The organism is Natrinema versiforme JCM 10478 (assembly GCF_000337195.1).
Lineage (GTDB): Archaea > Halobacteriota > Halobacteria > Halobacteriales > Natrialbaceae > Natrinema > Natrinema versiforme.
Genome location: NZ_AOID01000043.1, coordinates 1 through 16,318, shown reverse-complemented (window position 1 = coordinate 16,318; position 16,318 = coordinate 1). Strand labels below are relative to the sequence as shown.

16 protein-coding genes and 1 pseudogene are annotated in these 16,318 nt (G+C 65.7%); 6 read left to right on the top strand and 11 right to left on the bottom strand.

Features of this window, described 5'->3' with window-relative positions; all coding sequences use genetic code 11:
* A partial coding sequence (locus C489_RS22475; RefSeq protein ID WP_006431875.1) for a hypothetical protein occupies window positions 1-232 on the top strand: 232 nt, incomplete at its 5' end.
* 557 nt (window positions 233-789) lie between these two features.
* On the opposite strand, the gene C489_RS13590 is transcribed toward C489_RS22475, so the two are convergent.
* The 8 genes from C489_RS13590 to C489_RS13555 form a co-directional block, all read right to left on the bottom strand.
* Entirely contained in the window at window positions 790-2,016 is a 1,227-nt protein-coding gene (locus tag C489_RS13590) for a putative manganese transporter (protein ID WP_006431874.1), read from the bottom strand.
* A gap of 231 nt (window positions 2,017-2,247) precedes the next feature.
* A complete protein-coding gene (nrfD, locus tag C489_RS13585; protein WP_006431873.1) occupies window positions 2,248-3,564 on the bottom strand; it encodes an NrfD/PsrC family molybdoenzyme membrane anchor subunit in 1,317 nt (438 codons plus the stop codon).
* A 115-nt stretch (window positions 3,565-3,679) separates the two neighbouring features.
* Window positions 3,680-4,162: a GNAT family N-acetyltransferase gene (locus C489_RS13580; RefSeq protein ID WP_006431872.1), complete on the bottom strand. Its 483-nt coding sequence runs from the start codon at window positions 4,160-4,162 to the stop codon at window positions 3,680-3,682.
* Window positions 4,163-4,278: 116 nt separating this feature from the next.
* On the bottom strand, window positions 4,279-4,464 hold the full coding sequence (locus tag C489_RS13575; protein ID WP_006431871.1) for a hypothetical protein: 186 nt from the start codon (window positions 4,462-4,464) through the stop codon (window positions 4,279-4,281).
* A 55-nt stretch (window positions 4,465-4,519) separates the two neighbouring features.
* Window positions 4,520-5,503: an ArsA family ATPase gene (locus tag C489_RS13570; RefSeq protein ID WP_006431870.1), complete on the bottom strand. Its 984-nt coding sequence runs from the start codon at window positions 5,501-5,503 to the stop codon at window positions 4,520-4,522.
* Window positions 5,504-5,581: 78 nt separating this feature from the next.
* Window positions 5,582-6,532 carry an ABC transporter permease gene (locus tag C489_RS13565; RefSeq protein WP_006431869.1) on the bottom strand — a complete coding sequence of 317 codons (951 nt, stop codon included), beginning with the start codon at window positions 6,530-6,532 and terminating at the stop codon, window positions 5,582-5,584.
* On the bottom strand, window positions 6,529-7,455 hold the full coding sequence (locus C489_RS13560; RefSeq protein WP_006431868.1) for an ABC transporter ATP-binding protein: 927 nt from the start codon (window positions 7,453-7,455) through the stop codon (window positions 6,529-6,531). The genes C489_RS13565 and C489_RS13560 overlap by 4 nt, the downstream gene beginning before the upstream one ends.
* A gap of 140 nt (window positions 7,456-7,595) precedes the next feature.
* Window positions 7,596-7,865, bottom strand: coding sequence for a hypothetical protein (locus tag C489_RS13555; RefSeq protein ID WP_006431867.1), 270 nt, complete (start codon window positions 7,863-7,865; stop codon window positions 7,596-7,598).
* Window positions 7,866-7,992: 127 nt separating this feature from the next.
* Here C489_RS13555 and C489_RS13550 point away from each other — a divergent pair, with 127 nt between their 5' ends.
* From C489_RS13550 to C489_RS13535, 4 genes are all read left to right on the top strand, one after another.
* Window positions 7,993-8,706: a hypothetical protein gene (locus C489_RS13550; protein WP_006431866.1), complete on the top strand. Its 714-nt coding sequence runs from the start codon at window positions 7,993-7,995 to the stop codon at window positions 8,704-8,706.
* 96 nt (window positions 8,707-8,802) lie between these two features.
* A complete protein-coding gene (locus C489_RS13545; RefSeq protein ID WP_006431865.1) occupies window positions 8,803-10,557 on the top strand; it encodes an excinuclease ABC subunit C in 1,755 nt (584 codons plus the stop codon).
* A gap of 370 nt (window positions 10,558-10,927) precedes the next feature.
* Window positions 10,928-11,224, top strand: a complete 297-nt coding sequence (locus tag C489_RS13540; RefSeq protein ID WP_006431864.1) for an SUI1 family translation initiation factor — start codon at window positions 10,928-10,930, stop codon at window positions 11,222-11,224.
* Window positions 11,225-11,330: 106 nt separating this feature from the next.
* A complete protein-coding gene (locus C489_RS13535; RefSeq protein WP_006431863.1) occupies window positions 11,331-11,807 on the top strand; it encodes a GNAT family N-acetyltransferase in 477 nt (158 codons plus the stop codon).
* 95 nt (window positions 11,808-11,902) lie between these two features.
* On the opposite strand, the gene ligA is transcribed toward C489_RS13535, so the two are convergent.
* The 3 genes from ligA to C489_RS13520 are packed head-to-tail and all read right to left on the bottom strand — an operon-like array spanning window position 11,903 to window position 15,851.
* Window positions 11,903-13,984, bottom strand: a complete 2,082-nt coding sequence (gene ligA / locus C489_RS13530; RefSeq protein ID WP_006431862.1) for an NAD-dependent DNA ligase LigA — start codon at window positions 13,982-13,984, stop codon at window positions 11,903-11,905.
* A 60-nt stretch (window positions 13,985-14,044) separates the two neighbouring features.
* On the bottom strand, window positions 14,045-14,434 hold the full coding sequence (locus C489_RS13525; RefSeq protein ID WP_006431861.1) for a 2Fe-2S iron-sulfur cluster-binding protein: 390 nt from the start codon (window positions 14,432-14,434) through the stop codon (window positions 14,045-14,047).
* A gap of 4 nt (window positions 14,435-14,438) precedes the next feature.
* Window positions 14,439-15,851, bottom strand: a complete 1,413-nt coding sequence (locus C489_RS13520) for a selenium-binding protein SBP56-related protein (RefSeq protein WP_006431860.1) — start codon at window positions 15,849-15,851, stop codon at window positions 14,439-14,441.
* 212 nt (window positions 15,852-16,063) lie between these two features.
* On the opposite strand from C489_RS13520, the pseudogene C489_RS13515 reads away from it, so the two are divergent.
* Window positions 16,064-16,318, top strand: a pseudogene (locus tag C489_RS13515) (IS200/IS605 family transposon protein TnpB); the annotation flags it as partial.

Genomic DNA, 16,318 nt, shown 5'->3' with positions numbered 1-16,318 from the left:
CGCGTCGCTCATCTTCTTGTGCATGTTCGTGTATGCTTGGAGTGTCGACGACGCTGGAAAATTTCTGTGGATACTATTTTTAATCGTCGGAAGTGCGCTGTCCGGAATCGCCGAGTCCCTCCCCGAGAACCGGCGACAGGCGGCGGGCATACTCCGCTTCGCGGGAATTCTCGTACTCCTACTTCTGTTGCTATCCGGCTTCCTCCGTCCTGACTTTCTTATTGGCGGGTAGCCCTTGGGGTTGCCGTTCTCTGTACTAATCTTCTCCTTCGGGCTTATTGATTATTGTAGGGTCAATTCGCAGAGTTACTCCACCTGCTATCTTACAATCTATGGCTACCGACTGCATACACGCTCTGTATCTCGCACGGCCGTTAAACACCCTATCGAACTGGCAGAACTCTCTGCGGTCAGTACGCATCTGTGATTGCCGAATCAGTCGTTTCAGTTTCCTATCTGGATCTCAATAAAGAAGTCGTATCACCAACCACTGGTCAGAAGAAATGCCAAGAGCCGCGGTGAGCGTTCTGCTATCGTGGCAACACGGAATTCCCACACCCTCCCCAACCGATTCGTTCGCTTACGGGTCGTTCCTCCCCGTTCGCTCACTCATCCACTGTCAGAGCACGCGCTGACAAGCCTTCGTTCACTGTGTTCACGAAGGCCTCGCACAGTGTCATCGGCTGTCTTCGCTGGCGCTCAGCCAGCCGACAGCGCGCGCCACCGCTTGCCGGCTTCTCAGTTCCGGAGTGCGAAGAACATCGGTGACCTGCCGTTACTCACGGTCGGTCACAACACGCCGAATCCGTACTCCGCCATCCCGAAGACCGGCCCCCACAGGAAGTGGAGCGCGACGCCGACGACGACGGCGGGCAGGAAGTTGTAGATCGAGGCGACGATCGCCGCCTTGGCGTCGACGGCCAGCAGCGGAAACAGGGCGTCCCCGTCCTGACAGATCGCGTTGGCGGTGAGCGCGGAAAAGGGGAGTTCGCCCCCGGCGTAGACACTCGCCAGCACGATCTGCGGGCCGCAGCCGGGGATCAGTCCGACGGCCGCACCGCCGATCGGGGCGAGGACGCCGGCCGCCGCGGCGAGGCTGGCGACGTTCACCCCGGTCAGGAGGACGCCGTACTCGTAGAGCAGGAAGGCCGCGAGCACCCAGACGGTGACGAAACTCGTCTCCATCGCCGCGTGGGTGAGCGTGTCGTAGACCGAGCCGAAGGAGTCTCGAGCGCGGGCGATCTCCCCTTCGCCGACGTAGTGGCGGCCGATCGCGTAGAGGTACAGCGACAGCGCGGAGCCGACGATACCGACGACGGTGAACAGGCCCTCGAAGCCGACGCCGAGCGCGAGCGGCACCTCGGGACCGCCCCGCAGCAGGTAGAGACTACCCAAAACGAGTCCGGCGACGGCGATACCCCACCACGCGACGTGTGCCAGATGGGAGAGCGGGGTGAGCACTCGAGAGTGGCGATCCGGCCCTGTTTCGTGGGCGTGGGTCGGTGCCGGGCCGCCGTAGTCGTGGGTCGGGTTCGGGCCGACGCCGCCGTTGACCACGGTGCCGCCGTCCGGCGTCGCGTCGGGCGAGAGGCGCGCGACGGCGTCGTCGATTCTCGAGACGCCCAGCCCGACCGAATCGACGAGGTAGCCGGTCGCGACCGAGGCGACGAACGCGATGGCGTAGGCGTACAGCGCCGCTTCGGGCGCGAGCGCGAGGATGACGAAGGCCGAATCGCCCGCGGTCGCACCGAGTGTCGCGACGACGGTGCCGAAACTGACGGTGCCGCGGAGGTACAGCGGCATGACGACGATCGCACCGCCACAGCCGGGCGTGAGTCCGAGCAGGCCGCCGAACAGCACCTGCAGTCGCTCGTTGTCCTCGATCGCCCCGATCACGGCTCCGTCGGTCCAGTACTGGAGCAAGCCGAACGCGAGCACCGTCACGGCGACGAACGCACTCACCTGCACGTACCCGTCCCGCAGTGACTCGAGGAGAACCGTTAGAAGCTCGTTCATAGCCGCTCACTCGCGGGCTGCGAGTTCGTAGCTCGAAGATTAGACATCTCTAAATAGAATTTTAGCAGTGTAGAATAAATAGTTGCTGGTGGCGGCGGTCTTTCGGGGGAACCGTCGGCGGAGCGCTCACACGGCGTTAGCCGTTCGCCTGCGGCGAGACCGACGACGGACCTGCTCGACTACCGGGCGGTGAAACGGGAGAAAACGCGGCGATAGCACCGTGTCACATCGCTAGTCGTGATCGTCCCGCAGGTGCTCGATCGCGTGGAGTTCGACGACAGGGAACACTTTAGCGACGGTGAGGAAGAAGAGCCCGACCATGCCGATCGTGCCGATAATCGACAGGATCTCGATCAGGCTCGGGATGTAGACGCCGGGGGTCGCGTGGTAGATGTCGAACGTCGGGTGCAGGAAGCCCTCGACGACGAACAGGACCTTCTCGATGATCGTCGCGGTCAGCACTGCGATCCCGGCGATCGCGGCCCGTCGTTTGGTGAACAGTTCCGGACGGATCGATTGGGCGAAGATGTAGGCGAGCACGACGAAGACCAGACTCATCGCGAAGATGTAGAGTGGGGTGGTGGCTCTGGCGAACGCAGCAGTCGTGAGGTCGACGGGAGCCGTGAACAGCCCGGTGACGTTCTGCTGGAGCTGGAGCCACAGGAAAAGCAGACAGAAGAAGCCGAGCCAGAGGAGCAATCCGCGGAAGATGTCGTCGGTGATGATGTGTTCCCAGCTGTAAGCGCGGCGGAACGCAAAGGAGAGGAGTATCACGCCGCTGATCGCCGAGGTCAGCGCGATGGTGAGAAACTGCGGCCCCTGCACGCCGCCGAACCACGTCGGCATCGTCGGAATCACGGCGAACAGCCACGGAATCACGCCGCCGTGGAGCAACAGCGGGGCCATGATGATGATCGCGAGCGCGAGCCACCAGACCATCCGCTCGACGACCGCGTCTTCTCTCTCGGTGTAGCCGATCGTCATGAAGCTGTAGAGCGGATCGAGTCGATCCGGGAGCTGCTCGCGCAGCCGGCTGATGTCGTACCGGAGGGTAAGCGAGAGATAGGTCGCCGTCAGGACGAAGTAGGCCGTGATGACGGTCACGTCCCACACCAGCGGCGAGTTGTGGACCGTGATGTGGTAATGGCCGAGGACGCTCGTCACCATTCGGTCCGGCCGGCCGAGGTGGACGATGATGTAGAAGCCGGCCGCGGAGAGCCCGGCGATGGTCAGCAACTCGGCGAGTCGCGCGATGGGCATGTAGCGGTCCATACCCAGCAGGCGGACCGCGGCCGAGAGGATGATCCCGCCGTGGGCGATCCCGACCCACCAGATGAACGCGCCGATGTAGACCCCCCACGTCGCGCCGCCCCCGCTCCCCCAGTCGCCGAGGCCGGTGACGGCCAGCCCCCGCTGTAACTGGAAGGCCCAGCCGATCAGGAAGGCGACGAAGGCCAGTCCCGCGACCGCGACCAGTATGAAATACGTTCTCGATACCTGTCCGATCGGCCGCAAGATGTCGGCCTCGCTGGGCGTTTTCGTCCCCATCGTGCTACAGTGGAACTCACCGGGCGCTCACTTGCCACCCTGCGATGCATTTGCAAGGTCAGATCGAGCGGTCGGGCGATCGCCGACGCCGACTCGCACTCGAGGCCGGATCGGCTTACAACTCGAGCGTGTAGACCACTTCCCGTCGGCGCTCGCCGCCGATCTCGACGTCGTCCTCGTCGGTCAGTTCGAACCCGTGTTCCTCGTAGAACTCCCGGCCGCCGTCGTTCGAGGCGAGGTCGATCGCGCGCATCCGCTCCATGTTGAAGTCCCGTAAGTCCTCGCGCAGCCGCTCGTACAGCGCCGTGCCGATCCCCTCACCCTGATGGTCGGGGTGGACGGACATCCGGAGCACGTCTCCCTCGTCCTCGGAGACGACGCCGTGAGTGAAGCCGACGATTTCGTCATCCTTTATCCCGACGAGGAAGGCGGTGCCCGGCTTCGACAGCGCCGTCTCGAGCGCCTCGTCGCCGTACCACTCGTCGATGGTGTCGTCGATCGTCTCGGCGTCGAGTTCGTCGTAGGTCTCGTGCCACGTCTCGCGGGCGACGGCCCTGATCCGGTCGCGGTCGTCGCTGGTCGCCGGTCTGATATGCATACCACGCGCTACGAGAGCGAGTGCCAAAGTGGTTACACCGTCTCAGTTAGGTGTCACTGCGGACCCGCGACGCGAACCGGCAAACCGGACTCGAGTCACTGCCCCCGCGATCGCGTTCAGGTGCGATCGAGGAAGACGAAGACGGCGACCACGGCGGCCGCGACGCCGATGATCGTCGGGAGGAGCTGTCCGGAGCCCCACTCCCAGCCGAGGACCTGCGTGCCGACGATTGCGACGAGCGCGACGGCGAGGCCGATCGCCGTGACGAGCGGGGACGAGTTGCGACCGAGCGAGCGCGCCATACTAGACCATAGCACGGCCTCCACAATAATTCCGGGGCACGCCTGCTGCGACCGCTCAGTCCGGCAGCCGCCGGGCGATCACCGCGAGCGACTCGCGTCCCTGCACTTCTCCCTCGAGGTCCGGCAGCGTCGCGACGTCGAGATCCGGAAACGCCGCTTGAATCTCCGCCAGCCGCTCCTCGTGGCGGTCCCGCCGCGATCGACAGCGCGGACAGCCGTCGTGGGGGTCCTCGAGCACGCGGTTGACGACCAGTCGTTTGACCGGCACGCCCGCCTCGCGCAGCCGCTCGACGAGGCGTTCGGTCTCCGCGATGGCCATCGACTCCGGGACGAGTACGACGCGAAACTCGGTTCGCTCGGGATCGACGAGCAGGTCGCGTGCGCGCTCGAGGCGGTCCCGAAACGCCGCGAGACTCTCGTCTTCGTCGTCGCTGTCGCCGGTCATCATCGACATCGGGCCGAGCACTGCCGTCCGGGCCGCGTTGCCGATCCGCTTTGCCTGCCCGCGAAGCGAGTGTGCCGTCTCGAGTGCCAGTCCCATCACCTCGGGCGTATCGAACAGCCGCAGGGTGTGGCCCGTCGGTGCAGTGTCAAAGACGACGGTGTCCCACCGGCCCGAGTCGACATACTCGACCAGCAGATCGAGTGCCGCGATCTCGTCGCTGCCGGCCGGCGCACCGGTCGCGAAGAGTCGCTCGACTTCCTCGTCCGAGAGACTGATCCCGGCGCTGCGGAGGTCCGCGGCTAGCGCCCGCGCCAGTTTCTCGTAGCGCGCTCGTTGGGTCTCGGGATCGATTTCGACGGCCCAGAGGCCATCCGAACGGTCTGCGTCGCCCCCGTCGACCGCCTCGAGCGGCCCCTTCAGTTCGGTCGGCTCCGGGCCGATCTCGGCCTCGAGCGAGTCCGCAAGCGAGTGGGCCGGGTCGGTCGAGACGACCAACGTCTCTCGCCCGGCGGCGGCCAGCGAGAGACCGGTCGCGGCCGCACAGGTGGTCTTGCCGACGCCGCCCTTGCCGCCGTAGAAGATGCAGTCGGCCATACCCCACGTCCCACGGCCACCACCGTAAACGAATCCCGCGCCGGAAAACGAGTCGCCGTTCTGCGAGTGTCGTGCCGATCAGATGTCGACGCGGTCGAATCGGTAGACCGCGACGGCCAGCGGCACGACGATCCAGAACAACAGGATGATCCCGGAGAACCAGTCCTGCAGGAAGAACGGGAAGCCGTTCGGGAACGCGGCCTCGTTGAACGTCGTCCCGATCGAATCGCTCGAGAGGGAACTGAACAGGGTGATCGTGTTCTGGTAGGCGTTGCCGGGGTCGACCATATTGATGAACTGCGCCCAGTCGGGCAGTCGGGTCCGCTCGACTTGCTGTCCGGCGAAGTTCGTCGCCGTGTAGTCGACACCCTCGATGTACCCCCGGTTCATCAGGAGCCCCAGCGCGCTCTGGATCGAGTTCCAGACGATGTAGAATAGGACGAAGACGCCGAACATCGCCGCGCCGGCCATCGTCGTCGACCGGGTCAGCGACGAGAGCGAGACGGCGATGCTCATGTACGCGAGCCCGTAGACGATCGTCATGGCCAGGAAGGCGATGTACGCCGGGAAGGAGAACTCCGAGACGGCGACCGCGACGGCGACCATGCCGATGAGAAAGCCAATGATCAACGATAGGGTGAGCACCGCCGTCCGTCCCAGCAGCTTGCCGATGAGAACGTCTCGCCGCGAGTGGGGCAGCGACAGCAAGACCTTGATGCTCCCCGTTTCGCGTTCGCCGGCGATGGACTTCCAGCCGAGCATGAGCGCGATCAGCGGGATGACGAGCTTACACACCTGACTGACGAGCGAGATGAAGCCGATCGTCGTGAGATCGTCCGGATTCGCCCACGAGAGGAAGCCGGCCAAGGCGGCCATGAGGGTGAAAAAGAACACGCTCAGCCCCCAGAACAGCCACGAGCGGATCGAGTCCTGAAAGTCCTTCTTCGCGACCGCGCGCACGCTCTCGAGGTTGACCGAACTCGAGGCCGAGCCGCCCGTCGAATCGGACGCGCCGGTTTCGGTGCTCATCGCGCGTGCACCCCCGTGTCCGTGGTGTACGACTGGAAGACGTCGTCGAGCGACGCCTCGGTCGTCGAGAAGTCCTGGACCTCGATGCCGCGGTCCTCGAGCGCGGAGAGTACGGCGGTCTTCGAGCCCTCGACGCCGACGACGACCGTCGGTGGGTCCTGACTCTCGACGGTGGCGTTGGTCACGTCGGGCAGCGAGCGGATCGCCTGCAGGGCGTCGTCGTCGATCCGGTCGACGGTAACCCGCAGCGTCGTGCCGCCCTCGACGGAGTCGCGCAGGCCCTCGACGGAGTCGACGGCGACCATCTCGCCGTCGCGGAGGATGCCGACGCGGTCACAGACCGCCTCGACCTGCTCCATGATGTGACTCGAGAAGAAGACGGTCGCGCCCCGTTCGTTCTCCTCGCGGACGATGTCGCGCATCTCGCGGGCCCCGTTCGGGTCGAGCCCGGTGGAGGGTTCGTCCAGAATCAGTAGGTCGGGTTCGCCGACCAGTGCCATCGCGAGCATGAGCCGCTGGGCCATCCCTTTCGAGTAGCCGCCGGCTTTCTTGTCGATCGCGTCGACCAGGCCGACGCGCTCGAGTAGGGCTTCGGGGTCCGCGTCGGCGTTTTTGGAGTCGATCGCGAACTGGAGGTGTTGGCGGGCGGTCAGCCGGTCGTAGGTCTTGACGCCCTCGGGGAGGACGCCGGTCCGTTGTCGGATATCCCGGCTGTACTGTTGGGCGTCCATACCGAGGACGCTGACCTCGCCCGCGGTCGGGCGGGCGAAATCGAGGATGATGTTGATCGTCGTCGACTTGCCGGCACCGTTGGGACCGAGGAAGCCGAACACCTCGCCTTCCTCGACTTGGAAGGAGAGCTCCTCGAGTGCGACGGTCTGACCGAAGGACTTGGTCAGGTTGTCGACTGTAATAGCGGGCATGTGCGTGTGGACACAGCGTTGCCCGATAAGGTTTTTGACATCAATACTGCAGCTGAAAGCATCGGTTTCCTCCCGGTCGGTGCCCCGTCGATCGGGGGCCACGGTACCGAGCCCCTAGTGATCGAGTCGCCGCCTCGCGGTTAGATCGGATCGTCCGGATCGTACCGCTCCGCGGTTCGGTCGACCTCCTCGGCGTACCGTTGTTGGGTCTCGTCGTCCGGCACCGGCTCGAGCTCGTCCTCGGGGATCTCGGTCGCCGCGGTGACGGTCGGCCCGGTCCGTAACGCCGTCGACGACCGCTCGTGTTGCTGATAGCGCGAGCCGTCCGGCGTCGCGTAGACGAGGGTGACGAAGTCCCGATCCCCGATCTCCCGTTCGACGAGCCAGCACTGTACCGTCGAGTCACTCATACCGACTGGTTCGGGGTCGACCACCGAGAATGTACCGAGTCGGCGCGATCGGAAGGCTGGGCCTACTCGCGGGAACGGGCCCCGACGTACTTGGTGGTCGGCGTCGGAGCGAGGACAACGAGTACTCATGGCCGACTCCCGGAGCGAACGCGTCGCCCAGTGGCGCGAGCACGTCGACGAACTATGCCACGACGGAGAGACGATCGAACACCGGGCCGACCTCGCGGGCGCGACGGTCGTCGTCACGAACCAGCGCGTGTTCGCGTTCCCGGCCGGCTCGAGCGGGCCGACCGTTCGCCACGTCGACCGGCCGAACGTCGGGACCATCACCATCGAGACCGAGCACCGGCTGCGTGACCTCTGTCTCGGATTCGTCGCCGCATTCATCGGCATCGGACTGGTTCAACTGACAACGGACGTCAGCTTCGCGACGCTGATTCCGGGGATCGATCTCGACTGGCGCGACTCGGCACCGGGCGCAACGCAGCTCGCGAGCGCCGTCGAATCCGCCCTCGAGTTCCTCGAAACCGCACTCACGGTGGTGGAGTGGGGCGTGCTCCTGAGCGGCATTGCCGCGTTCGTCGTCGCGCTCGCTCTCGTTGTCCGGTACGTGCGATCGCGCTCGCGTCGGCTCGTCTGCAGGGTCCATGGCGGGGACGACCTCGCGTTCGCCGTCAGCGACGCGGATCTCGAGGCCGATGCCGTTGCCGCCCTCGAGCGCGCGATTCGACCGGGAGACGGGGCTGCGCTTGAGGAGGTCGACGGTGACGAACGCGACAGTAGGAACAATGACGACGGACGCGATCGAGCGGTGGGCGACGACCCGGCGGCGAGTGACTGAGCGGCCGGCGTCGGCGCGGAGACGAGCCCCGACCGCCCAGTGGTCCGGCGGTGCCGAGGAGTCAGGCTGAAACCTCCTGACTCCGTAGGGCCGCCGATGAACGCCGACGGGGTTCGCGAGCGGGCCGGGTCGTTGCCGCGAGAGCCCGGTGTCTACCAGTTCCGCGAGGGAGACACCACGCTCTACGTCGGGAAGGCGGTCGATCTCCGCGATCGGGTGCGGTCCTACGCCGACCCCCGCAGCGCGCGGATCCGGCGGATGGTCGACCGCGCCGACGACATCGAGATCGCCGTCACCGATACCGAGACGCAGGCGTTGCTGCTCGAGGCCAACCTGATCAAGCGCCACCAGCCCCGATACAACGTCCGGCTCAAAGACGACAAATCGTATCCGATGGTGCAGCTGACGAACCACGACGCGCCGCGGATCGAGGTCACCCGCGATCCCGACGAGTCGGCGACCGTGTTCGGTCCCTACACCAGCAAGAAACAGGTCGAAACGGTCGTCAAAGCCCTGCGGGAGAGCTACGGCGTCCGGGGCTGTTCGGATCACAAGTACGCCGGCCGAGAGCGGCCGTGTCTGGATTACGAAATGGGGCTCTGTACCGCCCCCTGCACCCGCGAGATCGACCTCGAGAGCTACGGCGAGGACGTCACCGCCGTCGAGCGCTTCCTCGAGGGCGAGACGGGGATCCTCGCGGACCCGCTGCGCCGCGAGATGGAGGCTGCTGCGGAGGAACAGAACTTCGAGCGCGCGGCGAACCTGCGGGACCGCCTCGAGACCGTCGCGGCGTTCCACGGGGAGGGCGGCGAGGCGGTCCAATCGGTCGGCGACGAGCAGGGTGTCGACGTCCTCGGCGTGGCGATCGAGGGCGAGGACGCGACCGTCGCCCGACTCCGCGCCGAGGACGGCAAACTGGTCGATCGGGACCGATACACGCTCGAGGCCCCCGGCTCCGAAGGCGGCGTCGGCGGCGAAGCGGACGGTGTCCCAGCCGTCCTCGCGGCCTTCATCGTCCAGTACTACGCCGAACGCGACCTCCCCGACGCCCTGCTCCTGCCCGAGCGCCACGGCGACGAGGAGGTCGCCGCGTGGCTCGAGGCCGAGGGCGTCTCGGTCCGCGTGCCGGGCGCGGGCCGGGAGGCCAAACTCGTCGAACTCGCGCTGAAGAACGCCCGGCGCAACGTTGGTCGGCGCGACGAGTGTGGCATGCTCGCGGACGCCCTCGAGATCGAGTCGGCCCGGCGGATCGAGGGCTTCGACGTGAGCCACGCACAGGGGAAAGCGGCGGTCGGGAGCAACGTCACCTTCGTCGACGGCAGCGCCGAGAAGGCCGACTATCGGCGGAAGAAGCTGACCGATCAGAACGATGATTACGACAATATGCACGCCTTACTCGAGTGGCGCGCCCGCCGCGCCGTCGAGGACCGGGACGACCGGCCGGACCCCGACCTGCTCCTGATCGACGGCGGCGAGGGCCAACTCGGGGCGGCTCGAGACGCGCTGTCAGCGGTCGACTGGGACGTGCCGGCGGTTGCGCTGGCGAAAGCCGAGGAGCGGGTGGTCACGCCCCGGCGGACGTTCTCGTGGCCAAGCGACGCGCCGCACCTGCACCTCCTCCAGCGCGTGCGCGACGAGTCCCACCGCTTTGCCGTGCAGTACCACCAGACGGTCCGGGACGAGGTCAAAACGGTCCTCGACGACGTACAGGGGGTCGGCCCCGAGACGCGAAAGCGGCTGCTCGGGCGCTTCGGCAGCGTCGAGAACGTTCGGGAGGCGAGTCTGGCCGACCTCGAGAGCGTCGAGGGAGTCGGCGAGAAGACGGCCGAAACCATCAAATCGAGGCTCTAACAGCCATTGAATCAGCGTTCGCAATCGATACCGAGACGGAACGATGTGTCCTGCTCATGCTGGCAACAGGGAATCGCCACGTCCTCCCCAGCCGATTTCTCCGTACGGCGCTCCGCCCCGTTCGGATGGTTCGCGGGACCTGCGGTCCCGAGCTAACGCTCACTCACACGGTTCGTTCGCTCATCCCTCGCACGGCTTTGTTCTGCGGTTCGCCCTCGGCGAACCGCAACACAGCGCGCGCCATCGCAATAGCGGGCACTAGTCCGACTCTCGAGCGACCGGTTCTCGATGCGCCGTTGAAGCCGGTGCGTAATGCGACCGTTGCGAAGGCAAGGACAGGGCTATCCCCCGCCCTGATCCATGTGTGACTATGGCAGAGGATGACGACCTCGACGATTTACTTGACGAACTCGACAGTCAGGGCGACCTCGAGACCTCCCAGCAGGTGGTATCGATCCGGACCGAAAGCCGCCGGTACGACAAACCGGTGACGATCATCGAGGGGTTCGACCTCACGCAATCGGAGGTCGAATCGACCGCCTCGGAGCTAAAGAGTTCGATCGGGACGGGCGGCACGGTCGACGACGGCCGGATCGAACTGCAGGGCGACCACCGTGACCGCGTTCCGGACCTGCTCCGGGATCGGGGATTCGACGTTCGCGAGTGAGTCAGGACGGGCCTGTCCCGCTCGTCGTCGGCCGCGGTGCGCTCATCGCCGACTAATCGGCCGTCTGAGCAACGGGCTATTTATGTTCCACGTTCGATAATGACGTATGCACGTTCGATCCGCCACGACCGACGACTTCGAGGCGATCACGGCCGTCGCTCGCGCGACGTGGCACGACACCTACGACGAACTCGAGGCCGAGACGATCGATCGGACCGTCGACGACTGGTACACCGACGACTCGATGCCGCTCGAGGCACCGGGAACGATCGTTCTCGTCGCGGAGGAAGATAGCGAGGTCGTCGGCTTCACCCACGCGGTCGCACAGGGCGACAAAGCGGACATTCTTCGGATGTACGTTCACCCGGACCGGCAGGGCGAGGGGATCGGCTCGCAACTCCACGAGCGACTGATCGCCGAGATCGAGTCCTACGACGTCGACCGGATTCGGTCGATCGACTTCGCGTTCAACGACGCCAGCCGCACCTTCTACGAGGGGCTCGGCTTCGAACAAACCGACGAGGGCGAGGTCGAGATCGACGGCGACTACTACCCCGAGGCGGTCTACACGCTCGAGTTGTAATTCGGGCCGCTGAACTGTTTCCGGGCGGCTGAACTGTCTCCCGCGCTGTCGAACTGTCGCCACGGCTCCAGCTGTCCCGATTCGCCCGATACTCGCTACTCGAGGGCGACTCCCTCCTCCTCGAGCAGCGCCCGAAACTCTCCCTCCTCGAGGATCGGCACGTCGTTGTCTTCCGCATCCTGTTGTTTCGTCGCGCCCGGGTTCTCGCCGGCGACGAGGTAATTCGTGTTCCCCGAGACGCTGCCGGTCGCGTTCGCGCCGTGGGCTTCGACGAGTTCTTGGGCCTCACCTCTGGTCATCTCGGCGAGCGAGCCGGTGAAGACGAACGTGAGCCCCTCGAGTTCGCCGCCGGTGTCGGCGTCGACCGTCACTTCCTGCGGGGAGACGTGCTCGAGCACGTCGTCGACCACGGCGGCGTTGGCCTCGCTCGCAAAAAACTCGTGGATCGTCTCGGCGACGGTCTCGCCGACATCGTCGACGCCCTCGAGGCAGTCGGGCTCGTCCTCGGCGGCCTCGCGGAACTCCGCGAAGGTACCGAACTCGCGGGCGAGTTCGCGGGCCGTCGTCGGGCCGACGTGGGGGATGCCAAGCGCGGAGAGAAAGTCGGGCAGGGGCGGCTCGCGGCTGGCGTCGATCTCCGCGAGCAGGTTCTCGGCGCTTTGCTCGCCCCAGCCCTCGAGGTCGGTGAGGTTCTCGCGCTCGAGTTCGTAGAGGTCCGCGACGGTCTCGAGCAGGCCGGCGTCGACTAGTTGGCGGACGCTCTTCTCGCCCAGGCCCTCGAGGTCGAGGCCGTCATCGCCCGCGTAGTACTCGATCGAGCGCCGGAGTTGCGCGTCGCAGCCGAGGCCGCCGGTACAGAACGCCATCGGGCCGTCGCGCTCGACGGGGCTGTCGCAGACGGGACACGTTTCGGGTAGTTCGTAGTGGCCCTCGCTGCCCTTCTCGACGACTTCCTCGACGTATGGGATCACGTCGCCCGCCCGCTGCACGCGGACGGTGTCGCCGACGTTGACGTTTTTCGCTTCGATTTCCTCGGGGTTGTGCAGGCTTGCCCGCGAGACGGTGACGCCGCCGACGTCGACCGGCTCGAGCAGTGCGACGGGGGTCAGCCGCCCCGTCCGGCCGACCTGGACCGCGACGTCGGCGATCGGGGTGACCTCCGCGCGGGCGGGGAACTTGTAGGCGAACGCCCAGCGATCGTGGCGCGCCGTTCGCCCGAGTTCCTCCCGGGCCTCTCGATCGTCGACCTTGATTACGACGCCGTCGATCTCGTAGTCCAGTCCGTCGCGGATCTCGAGCAGGCGATTGCGGTAGTCGATCGCGCCCTCGATGTCGTCGACCACCTCGACGCGGTCGTTCGTCCGCAGTCCGAACTCGGGGAAGCGCTCGAGTTCGTCCCGATGGGTGTCCTCGAGGTCGCTGGCCGCGAGCACGTCGAAGTAGAAGACCGCGAGCGGGCGCTCGGCGACGACCGCGGGGTCGAGCCGGCGGATCGTGCCGGCGGTCGCGTTTCGCGGATTCGCGAAGGGCTCCTCGCCGCGCTCGATGCGCTCGCGGTTGTGTTTTTGGAACTCGTCTTTCGGCATGTAGACCTCGCCTCGCACTGCGAGGGTCTCGGGGTACTCGCCGTGGAGTTGCTGGGGCACCGAGCCGATGGTCCGAGCGTTGCGGGTCACGTCGTCGCCCTCGCGTCCGTCGCCGCGGGTAACCGCCCGCGCTAAGCTGCCGTCCTCGTAGACGAACTCCATGGAGACGCCGTCGAACTTGGGTTCACAGACGTACTGGACCTCACCCACTTCGCGGCGCACTCGCTCGTCGAACTCCCGGACGGCGTCTTCCTCGCCGCTGTTATCGATCGAGAGCATCGGGGCGACGTGCTCGACCGTGTCGAACGCTTCGATGGGCTCGCCGCCGACGCTTCGCGTGGGGCTGTCGGGATGGGTGAGATCGAATTCCGCCTCGAGGTCGCGCAGTCGGGCGAACAGCGCGTCGTACGTGCGGTCGGCAATGAGCGGTTCGCTCTCGACGTAGTACCGGCGGTCGTGCTCGCGGATCGCCTCCCGGAGCAGTTCGACCTGCCGTTCGGCTTCGTCCGCCGAGAGCTCCTCGAGCGGGGCGAAATCGGTCGGCGGATCCCGGAGATACGGGTTGTCCTCGTTTTCGTCGGCGACTGGCATTGCTCGAGGGTAGCCGTTCACCCCCGTTAATGGTATTGACCGCGGAGCGGGCTCCGAGCGTCACTTCCACGGGTTGTCGACCAGTTCGGCGTGGATGCTCGAGCCGACCGCGACCCGACAGTCGGTCCGCGGGGTGGCGATACACAGCAGTACGTAGCCGTCTTCCCGATGGCGCTCCTTCAGCGCCCGCGGCCGACGACGGGCGGAAAACGCGTTTTCGATGTCGCCTCCGCTGGGTTCGGTCGCACTGGCCGTCGGTGCCGATTCCGCACGGCCGAGCAGCCGCCCCGCACAGGTCCCGCACGCGCCGGTCCGACAGCCGAACGGGAGGGCGATATCGGCCCGTTCCGCGGCCTCGAGGACCGTCTCGTCTTCGCCGACCGCGATGGTCCGCGTCTCGCGGTCGGCGTCGGGCCACTCGAGGGTCACGTCGTGTTGCTGGTTCGCCATCTGATCACTGCCAGACGTCGCTCGTGCAGTCGCCGTCGGGCCAGCGGATCTCGTGGGCGCGGGCCGGTCCCGCCGGGCACTCGCCCCAGTCGACGAGGAAGTCCTCGTCGAGTTCCATCGTCCCCTTGCGAGGATCGATATCGGCTTTCAGCATCACGGAGCCCTGCTCCCCCTCCTCGGGGTAGAACTGCTCGTCCCACGAGGAGAACAGCGAGGTGGTCCAGTAGAGCCGTTCGCCGTCCAGCGAGAGTTGGAGCATCTGCGGCCCCGCGGACAGGTCGCGGCCCTGGACTTCCTGGACCTCGCCGAAGGTGCCCCCGACCGAGAGCGAGTCGGCCCGTCGCGGGTTCGCCGGGTCGGAGATGTCGTACATCCAGACCTCGCCGTGGAGCCAGTTCGAGCCGAACAGGTAGCGGTCGTCCATCGAGATCAGGATGTCGGTGGTCAGCCCGGGAACGGGCATGTCCCAGTCTTCGTGGTCTCGACTCTCGAAGTCGATGGCCTTCTCGGCGCGGTATTTTTCGTCCCCATCGTCCGCGTTCTCGTCTCGCCAGAAGTGGAAGATATTCGACGAGAGCGCGGCCCCGACGAATCCGTGGGTCGATTCGGGCGTGTGGAGAAAGCGCACCTCGAGGGGAATCAGCCCCTCCTCGCCGAGGTCGATCGTCTGCTCGACGGTGCCGGCTTCCCAGTCCCAGAAGTGGAGCTTCTGGCCGTAGTTCCCTTCCTCGACGTCGTCGAGGTCGAAGCCGGGGTAGTACGTTTTGGGGGCGGCCCACTCGCTCGAGACCATTACGTTCTGGCGCGGCTGGTACCAGTAGTCGTAGTTCATCTCGATTTCGCCCGGCGGCTCCCAGCGCCCCTCGATCTCGAAGTCGTCGTTTAGCTCGAGGAAGCCGCCCGGCAACTCGCCGTCGGCGTCGCCGAGCATGCTGATCAGGATCTCCCCGTCCGGGATGCAGTGGACGGTGTGTGGTGCCGAGAGGTCGTACTCGAAAACCTCCTCGGGTTCGATGACCGTCTCGAGTTCCGGGTTCCGTCGGTCCGCCGCGTCGATCACGTGGATCCGCGAGGAGCGCTGCCCGGGCACGATCAGGTGTCTCCGCTCGAGGCCGTCCATGTGACACGACGACGAACAGGCGTTCCACCCGAAGTGGTGGAGTTCGTCGCCGCGGTTCGGCATCTCGATGCGGTCGACGATCTCGCAGTAGGTCTCGGAGTCGGGATCGAGGTCGACGACCGCCACGAAGTCCGACGCGTCGACATCGGTGCCGACGTAGAGGCTCATCACGTAGGCCAGTTTCTCGCGTTCCCCCTCCTCGATGGCCGCTTGTGGCGTCGCGTAGCCGGGTCCCTCGTGGTGGTCTTCGTGGTCGTGGTCCGGTTCGACATCGCCACCTGTGCTCGTATCACTCATGGACCTCCCGACCACGAACACATAGATAAGTCTGACCGGGGGTGGGTCGTGAGGAGAGCGGAAGCGGCCTTACGGAGAATTGAGGAGAAAGCCCCGTGCTTTAGCGCGGGGATGAATCCGACAAATTACTTCACAATCACCCAGCGATAGCCAACCCGAGTCTCCAACGCCAATCTATACATTCACAAACCAACAGCTCGTACAAATGAATTATGAAGCGAGCCAACCAGTTCAACGTCCGCCCGCGCTCCGAGAAAGAGCGTGAGGTGTTCGTTCGCTGGTTGGATGCTTCTGCGAGTCTCTGGAACGAGACAAACTACGCTCGCCGCCAAAAATTCCTCGAAGACGACGAAAACATCTGGGACGCCGATACCGGCACTCTCGAGGGCAAATACAAAGGCATCCTCAGCAGTTCAGTTGCCCAGCAAATCATCCGCAAGAACTCGGAGGCGTGGCGGTCATTCTTC

Coding starts and splice junctions, on each gene's coding strand:
- C489_RS13535 (WP_006431863.1), top strand. CDS start 11,331: ATGCACGTTCGATCCGCCACGACCGACGACTTCGAGGCGATCACGGCC.
- C489_RS13575 (WP_006431871.1), bottom strand. CDS start 4,464: ATGGCGCGCTCGCTCGGTCGCAACTCGTCCCCGCTCGTCACGGCGATC.
- C489_RS13565 (WP_006431869.1), bottom strand. CDS start 6,532: ATGAGCACCGAAACCGGCGCGTCCGATTCGACGGGCGGCTCGGCCTCG.
- C489_RS13525 (WP_006431861.1), bottom strand. CDS start 14,434: ATGGCGAACCAGCAACACGACGTGACCCTCGAGTGGCCCGACGCCGAC.
- C489_RS13590 (WP_006431874.1), bottom strand. CDS start 2,016: ATGAACGAGCTTCTAACGGTTCTCCTCGAGTCACTGCGGGACGGGTAC.
- C489_RS13560 (WP_006431868.1), bottom strand. CDS start 7,455: ATGCCCGCTATTACAGTCGACAACCTGACCAAGTCCTTCGGTCAGACC.
- C489_RS13520 (WP_006431860.1), bottom strand. CDS start 15,851: ATGAGTGATACGAGCACAGGTGGCGATGTCGAACCGGACCACGACCAC.
- C489_RS13555 (WP_006431867.1), bottom strand. CDS start 7,865: ATGAGTGACTCGACGGTACAGTGCTGGCTCGTCGAACGGGAGATCGGG.
- C489_RS13540 (WP_006431864.1), top strand. CDS start 10,928: ATGGCAGAGGATGACGACCTCGACGATTTACTTGACGAACTCGACAGT.
- C489_RS13550 (WP_006431866.1), top strand. CDS start 7,993: ATGGCCGACTCCCGGAGCGAACGCGTCGCCCAGTGGCGCGAGCACGTC.
- C489_RS13545 (WP_006431865.1), top strand. CDS start 8,803: ATGAACGCCGACGGGGTTCGCGAGCGGGCCGGGTCGTTGCCGCGAGAG.
- C489_RS13570 (WP_006431870.1), bottom strand. CDS start 5,503: ATGGCCGACTGCATCTTCTACGGCGGCAAGGGCGGCGTCGGCAAGACC.
- nrfD (WP_006431873.1), bottom strand. CDS start 3,564: ATGGGGACGAAAACGCCCAGCGAGGCCGACATCTTGCGGCCGATCGGA.
- C489_RS13580 (WP_006431872.1), bottom strand. CDS start 4,162: ATGCATATCAGACCGGCGACCAGCGACGACCGCGACCGGATCAGGGCC.
- ligA (WP_006431862.1), bottom strand. CDS start 13,984: ATGCCAGTCGCCGACGAAAACGAGGACAACCCGTATCTCCGGGATCCG.